Here is a 12,144-nt window from a genome sequence, read left to right as displayed (position 1 = left end):
CGTGGCGGGACGCGTACCCCGGTGTGGGCCCTGGGTGCCGGCGGGGTCACCCAGGGCGACCGGACGGTGCGGTCGCCCGCGTGGCGACCCGCCCGGGCGGTCACCCCACGGCAGCCGGGCCCGGCGCGGTACGCGGGCCGGCGGCAGTTGCGGCGGATGGCGAGTCATGGCCGGAGAATCGTAGCCAGGTTCGGTGCGGGTCCGCCCGGTTCGTGCCATCGGCAGCGCGCCCACCGGGCATCGTGGGGCCATGGACCAGCACGCCGGACGGGCCGGGCACCCGGGGTCGGACCGGCACCGGCGCTGCCGCTGGCGGCCGGCGTGCTGGCCTTCGCGCGGGTGGCGTTGAGTCCGGCGCTCGCCGCGGCGCTGATGTCCGCCTCGACGATGGTGGTGGCGCTCAACGCCCAGATGCTGCGTCGGGTACGCCTCTGATCCCCGCCCGGATCGGGCTAGCCTGGTCGGGTGGGAACGGCGACGGCGCGGCCGGCCGGGTGGTGCACCCGGCTGCTCCTGCTCGCCTGCACCCTGCTCGGGCTGGCCGCCATGCACACCATCGGCCACAGCACGCACTCCGTCGCATCCCATCCGGACGGCCACGCCGCCGCCATGTCGCTGCGGGCGATGGCCGCTCAGGCCGCCCTGCCTGACGCGGTCCCGGTCATCCACGGCGCCGGGCCGGTGTCGTTCGCCGGTCAGGTCGGCGGGGTGGCGATGGGTGACTGCTCCGGGGACGGCTGCGGACGGGCCGCTCCTGCCGACCAGCGGGCCAGTGCCCGCCCGGGCGGCGCGGTGGCGCTTCCCGCCGACCAGCCGGGGGATGCCCCGCTTGGCTGGAGTGTCTGCCTGGCGGTGCTCGGCGCCTTCACGGTGGCACTGCTGGTGGCGACGCTGCTGCTCGGCCGTGCCCGCCCCGCTGTCGCGACCCGCCACGCGTCGGGGCGGTCGCGTGGGCCGCGCGCCCCGCCACCCCGCCCCGTCGGGCTTCGCCTCGCCACGGTGTCGGTGCTGCGCAGATAGGACGCCCCGACGCGGCCAAGCCGCGTCCGGAGTCCGCTGCGTACGTTCTCACACCGAAAGGTCTGATCGTGTCCACTCGTACCATCGCGCGCCGTGCCGCCCTGGCCGGCGTCGCTCTCAGCGCCGCTCTCGCCCTGGCCGCCTGCGGCGGCGACGACCACTCGGCCGGCTCCGGCCACGGCATGTCGGGCACTGGCGTCACCGCCGGCCCCTCGGCAAGCGCGTCCGCCACGTTCGGCGACGCCGACGTGATGTTCGCCCAGATGATGATCCCGCACCACCAGCAGGCGGTACGGATGTCGGAGCTGGCCGACAGCCGTGCCGAGGACCCCGAGGTCAAGCGCCTCGCCGCGCAGATCAAGGGCGCCCAGGCGCCGGAGATCGCCACCATGACCGGCTGGCTCACCGCGTGGGGCCGGCCCGTCCCCTCCGGCAGCCCGAGCGGCGGCCACCACGACCACGGCATGCCCGGCATGATGTCCGACGACGACATGGCGGAGCTGGCGGCCGCCTCCGGCCGGGAGTTCGACCGGCAGTTCCTGACCATGATGATCGCCCATCACCAGGGCGCGATCACCATGGCGAAGGAGGAGATCGCCAGCGGGGCCAACGCGGACGCCAAGGCCATGGCGCAGCAGATCGTCACCGCCCAGGAGAGCGAGATCGACACCATGCGGAAGATCCTCGCCCGGCTCTGACCGCCGCCGGCCGGGGCGTCCGGAGCCTCGTGGCTCCGGCGTCCCGGTCGGGCGGGGTGGCCGCGCCGGTCAGGCTGCGGTCCGCAGTGCCGACCGCCGCCGCTGGTACTCCTCGTCGTCGATCTCGCCGCGCGCATAGCGCTCGTCGAGGATCGTCCGCGCCGCGGTGGCGGCGGCCGTCGACGGCGGCTGTGCCAGCCGGTAGGTCAGGTAGCCCAGGGCCGCCAGGCCGGCCAGCGTCAGCACCGGCCAGATCCACATAAGGCCCGCCATCGGGCCGTACCCCATCATGGCCGCCCTCCTTCCGTGACTCGGGCGGCCGGTCCGGTGCCGGTGGCGCCGGTCCCGGTCGTCACCTCCGACGCTAGTCGCGCCGACGGCGGACGTCCGGGGGCGGCGGGCCCGGGTCGACCGGGCCGAACGTCCCGAAGCGGAAGGCGGGCTCAGCCGCGCTTCATCAGGCGGCCGACGGCGGCCATCATCTCGGCGGCCATCTCGTCGGCGCGCCCCTCGGCGGCCCCCTCGTGCATGCAGTGCCGGGCGTGGCCGTCGAGCAGGCCGAGGGCGACCTTGTCCAGGGCGGCCTGGATCGCCGAGATCTGGGTCAGCACGTCGATGCAGTACCGGTCGTCGTCGACCATCTTCTCCACGCCGCGGACCTGGCCCTCGACGCGGCGCAGCCGCGCGAACAGCTGGTCCTTGCTGGCGGTGTAGCCCCGGGTCGGGGTGCTCGGTGTGGTCATGACGACCAGGATAGCCTACCCCCTAGGGGTATGCTACTGTCCTCGGGAGAACTACCCCCCGGGGGTATAGGATGGAGGTGGAGGGAGAGTTGCCATGGTCACCACCACGTACCAGGTGCAGGGCATGACCTGCGGGCACTGCGTCAACTCGGTCGGCACCGAGGTGAGCGCGATCCAGGGCGTCAGCGACGTCCAGGTGGACCTGGCCGCCGGCCGGGTCACCGTCACCAGTGAGAGCCCGCTGGACACCGACGCCGTACGCGCCGCCGTCGACGAGGCCGGGTACGACCTCGTCGAGGCGTGACGGAACCACGACCCGAGAGAACCGAGGTATCACGATGAACACGGCGACGAAGCTGAGCGGTTTCGCCCTCGGCCTCGCGGCGGTGTTCGGCACGGCGTACGGGGTCGGCCACCTGGCCGGCCCCGTCACCCCGGCCGCCGACACCCGCCACGAGCCCGCCGGCGCCGATCACGGCTCCGACCCGCACGGCGGCTCCGACTCGCACGGTGGGGAACCCGCTGGTGCCGCGCATCTGCCCGGCGGGCTGCTCGTCTCCGACCGCGGCTACACCATGCAGCCGGTGGACGCCCCGACCGGGCAGTTCGCCTTCCGGATCACCGGCCCGGGCGGCGCCGCGGTGACCGGCTACGAGGTCGCCCACGACAAGCGGATGCACCTGATCGTGGCGCGGCGCGACCTGTCCGGCTTCCGGCACGTCCACCCCGAGCTGGGCGCCGACGGCACCTGGCGGGTGGACTCCCCGCTGGGCGGGCCGGGCGTCTGGCGCGCGTTCGCCGACTTCACCCCGTCGGGCGGGGAGCCGCTCACCCTCGGGGTCGACGTGACCGTCCCCGGCCAGCTCCAGCCCCGGCCGCTGCCGGCCCCGGCCGCCAGCACCACGGTCGACGGCTACACGGTCACCCTCACCGGCACCCCGCAGCCGGGCCGCACCAGCCCGCTGACGCTGACCGTCAGCCGGGACGGGAAGCCGGTCACCGACCTGGAGCCGTACCTCGGCGCGTACGGGCACCTGGTGGCGTTGCGGCAGGGCGACCTCGCGTACCTGCACGTGCATCCGGAGGGCGTACCCGGTGACGGGCGTACCCTGGCCGGGCCGGCGGTGAGCTTCGCCGCCGAGGTGCCCTCGGCCGGCAGCTACCGGCTCTACCTGGACTTCCGGCACGGCGGGGCGGTGCACACCGCCGAGTTCACCGTGCTGGCCGGCGACGCCCCGGCGGCCCCGGTGAGCACCCCGGGCACCGGAACCAGCCCGACCGCTCCCACCCCGACCGCCGACGCCGGCCACGGCGCCCCCGGTCACGGGCACAACTGATCGGAGGTGCCGCGATGACCCCCACCACGAACTCCCTGCGCGTCGCGCCGAACCAGATCGAGCTGGTGATCGGCGGGATGACTTGCGCGTCCTGCGCGGCGCGGATCGAGAAGAAGCTGAACCGTCTCGACGGGGTGAGCGCGACGGTCAACTATGCCACTGAGAAGGCGACCGTCCGGTACGTCGGTGAGGTCACGCCGGCGGAGCTGATCGCGACGGTGGAGAAGACGGGTTACACGGCCGTGGTGCCGGCTGCGCCCACGTCGGCGGGTGCGGCCGGGCCGGCTGGCGGGCCGGTCGACGAGCTGGGTGGTCTGCGGGTCAGGTTGTGGGTGTCGGTGGTGTTGAGCGTGCCGGTGGTCGTGTTGGCCATGGTGCCGGCCTGGCAGTTCACCTATTGGCAGTGGCTGTCGTTGACGCTGGCTGCCCCGGTGGTGCTCTACGGTGGGTTGCCGTTTCATCGGGCGGCCTGGATCAACCTGCGCCACGGTGCCGCGACGATGGACACGTTGGTGTCGGTGGGCACTTTGGCCGCGTTCGGTTGGTCGCTGTGGGCGCTGTTTTTCGGTGACGCCGGGGTGCCGGGGATGACGCACCCGTTCCGGCTCGACATCACCCGCACCGACGGGGCGGGCAACATCTACCTGGAGGCGGCGGCCGGGGTCAGCGTGTTCATCCTCGCCGGCCGGTATTTCGAGGCCCGGTCGAAGCGGAGCGCCGGTGCGGCCCTGCGCGCTCTGCTGGAGTTGGGCGCCCGGGACGTCGCGGTGCTGCGCGGCGGCGTGGAGACCCGGGTTCCGGTGGACCAGCTCGCGGTGGGCGACCGGTTCGTGGTTCGCCCGGGGGAGAAGGTCGCCACCGACGGGGTGGTGGACGAGGGCACCTCGGCGGTCGATGCGAGCATGCTCACCGGCGAGTCGGTGCCGGTCGAGGTCGGCCCGGGCGACCCGGTGGTCGGTGCGACGGTGAACGCCGGTGGCCGGCTGGTGGTCGCGGCCACCCGGGTCGGTGCGGACACCCAGCTCGCCCAGATGGCGAAGCTGGTGGAGCAGGCGCAGACCGGCAAGGCGGCGGTGCAGCGGCTGGCCGACCGGATCTCCGGGGTCTTCGTCCCGATCGTGATCGCCCTGGCCGCCGGCACGCTGGGTTGGTGGCTGGGCAGCGGGGCGGGTCCGACGGCGGCGTTCACCGCCGCGGTCGCCGTGCTGATCATCGCCTGCCCGTGCGCGCTCGGGCTGGCCACGCCCACGGCGCTGCTGGTCGGGACCGGCCGGGGAGCCCAGCTCGGCATCCTGATCAAGGGCCCGGAGATGCTGGAGTCCACCCGCCAGGTGGACACCGTCGTGCTGGACAAGACCGGCACGGTCACCACCGGGAAGATGACCCTGGTCGACGTGCTGCCCGCCGAGGGGGTCGGCCGGGCGGAACTGCTCCGGCTCGCCGGGGCGCTGGAGGCGGGCTCGGAGCACCCGGTCGCCCGGGCGGTCGCGGCGGGCGCCGCGGAGGCGGGCACGCTGCCGCCGGTGACCGGTTTCGCCAACGCCGAGGGGCTCGGCGTCACCGGCACGGTGGACGGGCACGTGGTGGTCGTCGGTCGGCTCCGGCTGCTGCGCGAGCGGGGCCTGGACGTACCCGAGGAGGTCGTGCGGGCGGTGGGCGACGCGGAGGCGGCTGGCCGGACGGCCGTGCTGGCCGGCTGGGACGGACGGGCCCGGGGCGTCCTCGCGGTCGCCGACGTGGTCAAGCCGACCAGCCGGGCGGCGGTCGCCGGGCTACGCGCGCTGGGACTGACCCCGGTGCTGCTCACCGGCGACAACGCGACCGTCGCCCGGGCGGTGGCGGCGGAGGTCGGCATCGCCGAGGTGATCGCCGAGGTGCTGCCAGCCGACAAGGTCGACGTGGTCAGCCGGCTCCAGGCCGAGGGCAAGACCGTGGCCATGGTGGGTGACGGGGTCAACGACGCCGCCGCGCTCGCCCAGGCCGACCTCGGGCTGGCCATGGGCACCGGCACCGACGTGGCGATCGAGGCCGCCGACCTGACCCTGGTACGCGGCGACCTCACCGCCGCGGTCGACGCCATCCGGCTCTCCCGCCGGACCCTGGCCATCATCAAGGGCAACCTGTTCTGGGCGTTCGCCTACAACCTGGCCGCGCTGCCGCTGGCCGCCGCCGGCCTGCTCAACCCGATGATCGCCGGCGCCGCGATGGCCTTCTCCTCGGTCTTCGTGGTCGCCAACAGCCTCCGGCTGCGCGGGTTCCGCCCGGTCGGCTGAGCACGGGCGCGCCGCCGCCGGTCCCACCGTGGGGGCCGGCGGCGACGTCGTTCCTCCCCGTCCCCACCCCGTCGCCCCGACCACGTTGCTGGTCACCGTGGGTGATCACGTATGGGTGATGGGTGTTTCCGGCGAAAAGGCCCGGGGTACATCCGGGACGTCGGAGGAACTGCAAACTGGAGGTTCGCATGGGTATCGACGACAAGATCGACAATGCCGGCGAGAACACCACGGGCAAGATCAAGGAGGGCCTGGGTCGGGCGACCGACGACGAGCGCCTTGAGGCCGAGGGCCGCAACGACCAGGCGAAGTCCAACCTCAAGCAGGCCGGCGAGAAGATCAAGGACGCTTTCAAGAGCTGACGTACGCATTCCGCACGCCGGGCCGACGATTTGTCGGCCCGGCGTGCGGCGCGCTGTGCCCGACGACGATCGCCGTCACCACCGCGGAGCCGATTCGCGGCAGCGGAGCGTGAGTGCCGCCGGCGCGACGGCCGCAGCACGCCGACGTGACCTCGCAGCGATCCTGGTCGTTGCCAGAACGACATCCGCCGCGTTCCGACCCGGCGGCCGGGCGATGAGATCCGGCCTGGGGGTCGACCCGCGCCGTCCCCTCCGGACGGCCGACACCCGAACGGGGAAGTCCATGTTCAAAAGCTCCGCCGCCGCGCTCGCCCTGGTGGCCTGCGCCGCCCTCGCCACCGGCTGTCAGCAGCCCGGGGACGACGCCGCCGCCCCGCAGGACGCGCCGGCCGCCGCGAGCGCCACCGCCACCGCGAGCGCCGCTACGACGCCCAGCCCGAGCGCGTCGCCGACCGGCCCGAGCGCCGCCAACACCGCCGCCGTCTGCCGGCGCGCCGATGAGCTGATCATCGAGGCCAGCCGGAGGATCACCGACGACTCGGCGGCGGCCACCCGCCGCGAACTCACTCCGGAGCAGCTCAACGGCCAGCTCAAGGGCACCCTCGCCGGGCTCGCCGACGACCTGCGCAAGCAGGCCGGCAACGCCGAGGACGCGCGGATCAGGGACCTGGTGACCGATGCCGCGAAGCAGATCGACGCGGGAGCCGCGGCGGCCAGCCCGGCGACCTGGATGGCGACCGGCTTCGTCCGCATCCCCGAGCGGCTCACCCGCGACTGCCACGTCTGACCGGCGGCGGCCCGGCGAGCGATTGGTTCCGTGGAGTCGGCCCGCCGAGCGGGAGCCACAGGCGTGCCACAGACGCTGTGGAGCTGATGTCGTAGATGAATCACCGTCGGGGCCGGCGGCCGGCGGCAGTCCATCCCACCCGTGATTCGTTCACGACATCAGCTCCACAGCGAGCGACCCCTGCCCCGACCGGCCGACCAGATGCTCAGGTCCGTATCCGGTAGGTCACGTGGGTGACGGTCGGGCCGGCGACCACCGACACCTGCTCCAGCCGCGGGTGGCCGACCTCGTCGAAGAGTCGTTCGCCGGCCCCGAGCACGATCGGCACCACGTGCAGCTGGAGGGTGTCCAGCAGCCCGGCCGCCAGGCACTGGTTGACCGTGCTCGCGCCGCCCGCCACGGAGACCACCCGGTCGCCGGCCGCCTCCCGGGCCTGCCGCAGCGCGGCGGCGAGTCCGTCGGTGACGAACCGGAACTCCGTCCCGCCGCGCATCACCAGCGTCTCACGCGGATGGTGGGTGAGCACGAAGACCGGCGTACGGAACGGCGGGTCCTCGCCCCACCAGCCGGTCCAGTCGAGGTCCCACGGCCCGTCGCCGCCGCCGAACATCCGGCGTCCCATCACGTACGCCCCGACGTCCCGGGTCATCTCGTCGACCAACTCGGCGTCGACGCCGCGCTCCCCACCGGCCAGCCCGTGCCGCTCCCGCCAGGCGTCCAGCCCGAAGAACCACTCGTGCAGGCGCAGCCCGCCCCGACCCAGTGGGTCCTGCAAGCTCTGGTCCGGCCCCGCCACGTACCCGTCCAACGACATCGAGATCTGACAGCTCACCGTAGTCATGCGGGGTGGACTCCCGTCGTCGCCGGAACTCATCGGTCGCCCGCCAGCCGGGCCGCGCGTACCTCCAGGTAGCGCCGCTCCGGCAGGCTGGTGGTCCTTCGGGCCGCCAGCAGGTACGCCGCCCGCGCCGCCTCCCGCTCCCCGGCCAGCTCCAGCAGGTGGGCCCGGACGGCCGCCAGCCGGTGGTGGTCGGCGATCCGCTCGTCGGCGTCGAGCGGGGCGAGCAGGGCCAGCCCGGCGCGCGGACCGTCCACCATGGCCACCGCGGCGGCCCGGTTGAGGGTGACCATCGGGTTCGGCGACACGGCCGCCAGCACCCGGTAGAGCGCGACGATCTGCGGCCAGTCCGTCCGCTCCGCGGAGGGCGCCTCGGCGTGTACCGCCGCGATCGCCGCCTGGAGCTGGTACGGGCCCGGTGGCGACCAGGTCAGCGCCTCGGTCACCAGGGCCACCCCCTCGGCGATGGCGGCCCGGTCCCACCGGCTCCGGTCCTGTTCGGCGAGCGGGACCAGTTCCCCGCCCGGCCCGGTCCGCGCCGCCCGGTGCGCGTCGGTGAGCAGCATCAGCGCCAGCAGGCCGGCCACCTCGCCGTCGTCGGGCAGCGCCCGGTGCAGCTGGCGGGTCAGCCGGATCGCCTCGCCGGTCAGCTCGGCCCGGTGCAGGTCCGCACCGCTGGAGGCGGTGTAGCCCTCGTTGAAGATCAGGTACAGCACGTGCAGCACCGTCCGCAGCCGCTCGTCCCGCTCGGCCGGCGACGGCATGGCGAACCGCGCCCCGGCCGCCTCGACGCGCTGCTTGGCCCGGCGGATGCGCTGGCTCATGGTCGGCTCCGGCACCAGGAACGCCTGCGCGATCTGCGCCGTGCTCAGCCCACCCACCGCGCGCAGGGTCAGCGCCAGCTGCGCCGACCGGGGCAGCGCCGGATGGCAGCAGAGGAAGAACAGGGTGAGGCTGTCGTCCGCGGTGGACGGCGGCTCGTCGGCGGGCGGGGCGACCGCCGCGTACGCCGGCTCCCGGAGCGCGACGGCGACCTCGCGGTCGCGGCGGGCCCGCTCGCTGCGCCACTCGTCGGTCAGCCGGCGGCCGGCGACGGTGAGCAGCCAGGCGCGGGGATTGTCCGGCACACCCCGCTCCGGCCACTGCGTGGCGGCGGCCAGCAGCGCCTCCTGCACCGCGTCCTCGCAGGCGGAGAAGGCGCCGTGCCGGCGGACCAGGATGCCGAGGACCTGCGGCGCGAGGGCGGGCAGCAGGTCCTCCACCTCCCGCTGCGTCACATCTCGGTCCCGGCCTCGTCCATCACCGGGCGCACCTCCAGCACGCCGAAGCCCATCCGGACGTCGGGCCAGCGCGCGGCGATCTCGGCGGCCCGCTCCGGGCTGTCGCAGTCGACCATCAGGTAGCCGGCGAACTGCTCCTTGCTCTCCATGAACGGCCCGTCGGTCACCTCGGGGTGCTCGCCACGGAGCCGGACCGTCCGGGTCTGCGACGGGTCGGCCAGCGCCTGGCCGCCGACCAGCTCGCCGGACTCGGTCAGCTCCTTCATGATCTCGTCGACCTCGCCGAAGAGCGCGGTGCGCTCCTGCTCCGAGAGGCCCTCGACGAAGCCGGGCCGGTTCCAGATCAGCAACATGTACTTCACGTGGTGCTCCTGACGTCGTGGTGGCCACGCCGTTCGTGGCCCTCGATGACAGGTCGGAGCCCGCCCGGTGGATCCGACACCGTCGCCGGAAAAGAATTCTGCCGAGCGATCAGCTCCGGCCGGGCAGCGGCCGGGCCGGTGGCGTGCCGGCGCTCAGTGACGCCCGGTCGGCGGCGGAGGTGCCGGAGTGCCAGCCGTCGGCGTCCCGGATGGTCAGCCGGGCCCGGGTGACGCCGGGGAAGAGGGTCTCCATCCGCTCGCGGACCGCGTCCGAGCGGGCGGCCAGCACGGGGAGCAGCCGTTCCGGGCCGGTCACCTCGGCCGCCTGCCGGTCGGCCTGCTCGGTCGCGGCCCGCAGCCGTTCCCCGATGCGGAGCGCGAACGCGTGCAGGAACGACTCGTCGTACGCCTTGGTCCGCCGGCTGCTGCCCCGCTTGCGCTCGGTGCGCCCGCGCAGCATCGCGGCGGTGGCCTGCACCAGCAGCGACGTGTAGAGCAGCTCGACCGCCTCCAGGTCGCCGGCGAAGCCGAGCACGGTGGCGAAGCCCAGGTCGTCGTTCCAGACCGACTCGCACCGGTTCGCCGCCGCCACCTCCTGCACCAGCAGGGCCTTCGCCCCGGCGTACGGGGCGTCGGTGCTCAGGCGCATCCCGCCGGGCAGGTCGGGGCGTTCGGCGGTGGCATCGACCAGCGCCCGGTCCAGGCTGTGCCGGGCGATCAACTCCTGCGCCTTGCCGGTCAGCGCCTCCGCCTCGGCCGGGAAGGTGGTCGACTCGGCCTTGGCCAGCAGCGCCCGTACCCGGTCGAGCATCGGGGAACCGCTGCGTCCCGGGGCGGCGCGCCGGGCCACGGTCGGCCCGCCCCCGCCCGGCGGCGGGCGCAGCATCGCGATCGGCGGCAGGCCGTCCAGCATCGCCAGCACCTCGACCGCGTCGCGCAGCGCGGTGATCCGGTCCTCGCCCTCGCGGGCGGCCCACCGGGCCAGCCAGCCGGCGTCGTCGTCCCACCACACCCGGGCCGCCAGCCCGTCGAGCTGCTCGTCCCACCACGACGGGACGTCGCCGGCCTGCCCCCGCCGCTGGGCGGCGAGCGCGTCGCGCACCAGCCGGCCGGGTCGTGCGCCGAGGCGGCGGGTCACCATCCGGGTCACGTCGACCGGCTGCCAGCCGCGCGGCCAGAGCCGGGCGAGGGCGCCAGCCAGGCGGTCGAGCAGGGCGGCGTCGACCACCGCCGTGCCGTCCGGGGCGCCGGTGCCGACCACGAGCCGGTCCAGCTTCCGCTCCGCGTCGCGTACGTCGGTGCCGCGCACCGCCGCGACCGCGTCGGCGATGAGGGCGTGGACGTCCGGCACGGGTGGTCCTTCCTGGGCAAGACGCCCGGGTGGTGTCCGGATCGTCGGGAGTGTCTGCCCGGCAACGGTACCGGGTGCGGATTAGACGGCCGGATCACTCATCCGCACGGGCCCCGTCCGCGTACTACTGCCCGAGCGGACGGAGGGTCGAGGGTGGGCAGCCTCACGGTGAGCGGGTCGGTCGACCGGGGCCGGCATCGTGGTCGTCGCGGCGCCGGGGCCCGGGCGGTTGCGCTGATGCTGGCGCTGGTGGTGGTCGCCGGCCTGGGCGGGGGCGCCTGGGCGGCCCGGCGCGGCGAGCTGGACCTCGGCGAGCTGATCGGTGACGTCCGCCGGGTGCCCGCGCCGGCCCGCGCGGCGGTGGCCGCCGCGCCGGCCGACGCCCCGCCCCCGGGCCGGCCGGCGGCGACGCCCACCGCCCCCGTGCTGAACTACCCCGATCGGGGTACGGGCACCTGGCGGACGGCGACCGCCCAGGGTGCGGTGGCCGGACGCGGGGGCGAGCTGCTGCGGTACCGGGTGGCGGTCGAGGGCGGCATCGACGAGGTGGACGTGGAACTCCTCGGCCGGGAGGTGGCCGTGGTGCTCGCCGACCGCCGGGGTTGGACGGGTGGCGGGCGGTGGCGGCTGCAACGGGTCGGCCCGGGCGTCCCGGCCGACTTCACCGTGCTGCTGACCACCCCGGCGACCCGCGCCGACCTGTGCGGGGACGTCGCCGACCGCTACACCTCTTGCCGCAACTCCGACCGGGTGGTGGTCAACGTGGCCCGCTGGGCGCGCGGGGTGCCCGGGTTCGGCGGTGACCTGGCGACCTACCGGGCGTACGTGCTCAACCACGAGGTCGGCCACCGGCTCGGCATGGGGCACGAGCTGTGCCCGGCCCGTGGCGCGCCGGCCCCGGTGATGCAGCAGCAGACGTTGGGGCTGCACGACTGCGTGCCGAACGCCTGGCCGTACGTCGACGGCACCCTGCACACCGGCCGTCCCGGCGAGTACGACGACCCGGTGCCAACCGGGGACTGACCCGGCGTCGGTGTCCCGCCCACGGGACGGACCCGTGCCTTCCCCGCCGGCTGCGGCTAGGCTGGCAGCG

At 74.8% G+C, this 12,144-nt stretch carries 14 protein-coding genes; 8 read left to right on the top strand and 6 right to left on the bottom strand.

From position 1 onward, the window contains the following. Nucleotides 1-465 precede the first annotated feature (465 nt). Entirely contained in the window at nt 466-1,020 is a 555-nt protein-coding gene (locus GA0074696_RS30085; protein WP_197700797.1) for a hypothetical protein, read from the top strand. Nucleotides 1,021-1,088: 68 nt separating this feature from the next. Beyond that, nucleotides 1,089-1,718 (top strand): DUF305 domain-containing protein, encoded by a 630-nt coding sequence (locus GA0074696_RS30080; protein ID WP_088964202.1) that lies wholly within the window; start codon nt 1,089-1,091, stop codon nt 1,716-1,718. Between the two features lie 69 nt (nt 1,719-1,787). Here GA0074696_RS30080 and GA0074696_RS30075 read toward each other — a convergent pair whose 3' ends face one another. Continuing rightward, nucleotides 1,788-2,009 carry an SHOCT domain-containing protein gene (locus tag GA0074696_RS30075; protein ID WP_088964201.1) on the bottom strand — a complete coding sequence of 74 codons (222 nt, stop codon included), beginning with the start codon at nt 2,007-2,009 and terminating at the stop codon, nt 1,788-1,790. Between the two features lie 152 nt (nt 2,010-2,161). Then, nucleotides 2,162-2,461 carry a metal-sensitive transcriptional regulator gene (locus GA0074696_RS30070; RefSeq protein ID WP_088964200.1) on the bottom strand — a complete coding sequence of 100 codons (300 nt, stop codon included), beginning with the start codon at nt 2,459-2,461 and terminating at the stop codon, nt 2,162-2,164. Between the two features lie 94 nt (nt 2,462-2,555). On the opposite strand from GA0074696_RS30070, the gene GA0074696_RS30065 reads away from it, so the two are divergent. The 5 genes from GA0074696_RS30065 to GA0074696_RS30045 all read left to right on the top strand — a co-directional run bounded on the left by GA0074696_RS30065 (nt 2,556) and on the right by GA0074696_RS30045 (nt 7,220). Beyond that, nucleotides 2,556-2,765 carry a heavy-metal-associated domain-containing protein gene (locus GA0074696_RS30065; RefSeq protein ID WP_088964199.1) on the top strand — a complete coding sequence of 70 codons (210 nt, stop codon included), beginning with the start codon at nt 2,556-2,558 and terminating at the stop codon, nt 2,763-2,765. A 34-nt stretch (nt 2,766-2,799) separates the two neighbouring features. Beyond that, a complete protein-coding gene (locus GA0074696_RS30060; RefSeq protein WP_088964198.1) occupies nt 2,800-3,798 on the top strand; it encodes a hypothetical protein in 999 nt (332 codons plus the stop codon). A gap of 14 nt (nt 3,799-3,812) precedes the next feature. Next, nucleotides 3,813-6,071 (top strand): heavy metal translocating P-type ATPase, encoded by a 2,259-nt coding sequence (locus GA0074696_RS30055; protein WP_088964197.1) that lies wholly within the window; start codon nt 3,813-3,815, stop codon nt 6,069-6,071. A 188-nt stretch (nt 6,072-6,259) separates the two neighbouring features. Continuing rightward, nucleotides 6,260-6,433 (top strand): CsbD family protein, encoded by a 174-nt coding sequence (locus GA0074696_RS30050; protein WP_088964196.1) that lies wholly within the window; start codon nt 6,260-6,262, stop codon nt 6,431-6,433. Between the two features lie 283 nt (nt 6,434-6,716). Then, the gene (locus tag GA0074696_RS30045; RefSeq protein ID WP_088964195.1) at nt 6,717-7,220 is read left to right on the top strand and encodes a hypothetical protein; all 504 of its coding nucleotides are present in this window, start codon (nt 6,717-6,719) and stop codon (nt 7,218-7,220) included. 205 nt (nt 7,221-7,425) lie between these two features. On the opposite strand, the gene GA0074696_RS30040 is transcribed toward GA0074696_RS30045, so the two are convergent. The 4 genes from GA0074696_RS30040 to GA0074696_RS30025 all read right to left on the bottom strand — a co-directional run bounded on the left by GA0074696_RS30040 (nt 7,426) and on the right by GA0074696_RS30025 (nt 11,051). Further along, nucleotides 7,426-8,061, bottom strand: a complete 636-nt coding sequence (locus GA0074696_RS30040; protein ID WP_088964194.1) for a dihydrofolate reductase family protein — start codon at nt 8,059-8,061, stop codon at nt 7,426-7,428. 29 nt (nt 8,062-8,090) lie between these two features. After that, the gene (locus tag GA0074696_RS30035; RefSeq protein WP_088964193.1) at nt 8,091-9,335 is read right to left on the bottom strand and encodes an RNA polymerase sigma factor; all 1,245 of its coding nucleotides are present in this window, start codon (nt 9,333-9,335) and stop codon (nt 8,091-8,093) included. Continuing rightward, entirely contained in the window at nt 9,332-9,691 is a 360-nt protein-coding gene (locus tag GA0074696_RS30030) for a YciI family protein (protein ID WP_218896811.1), read from the bottom strand. The genes GA0074696_RS30035 and GA0074696_RS30030 overlap by 4 nt, the downstream gene beginning before the upstream one ends. 118 nt (nt 9,692-9,809) lie before the next feature. Beyond that, nucleotides 9,810-11,051, bottom strand: coding sequence for a DUF2786 domain-containing protein (locus GA0074696_RS30025; protein ID WP_088964191.1), 1,242 nt, complete (start codon nt 11,049-11,051; stop codon nt 9,810-9,812). Between the two features lie 153 nt (nt 11,052-11,204). On the opposite strand from GA0074696_RS30025, the gene GA0074696_RS30020 reads away from it, so the two are divergent. Further along, nucleotides 11,205-12,074, top strand: a complete 870-nt coding sequence (locus tag GA0074696_RS30020; RefSeq protein WP_231925201.1) for a DUF3152 domain-containing protein — start codon at nt 11,205-11,207, stop codon at nt 12,072-12,074. Nucleotides 12,075-12,144 lie beyond the last annotated feature (70 nt).

The organism is Micromonospora purpureochromogenes, assembly GCF_900091515.1.
GTDB classification, from domain to species: Bacteria; Actinomycetota; Actinomycetes; order Mycobacteriales; family Micromonosporaceae; genus Micromonospora; species Micromonospora purpureochromogenes.
Note: the sequence above shows the minus strand (reverse complement) of the source record. Positions and strands in the feature narration are given on the sequence as shown.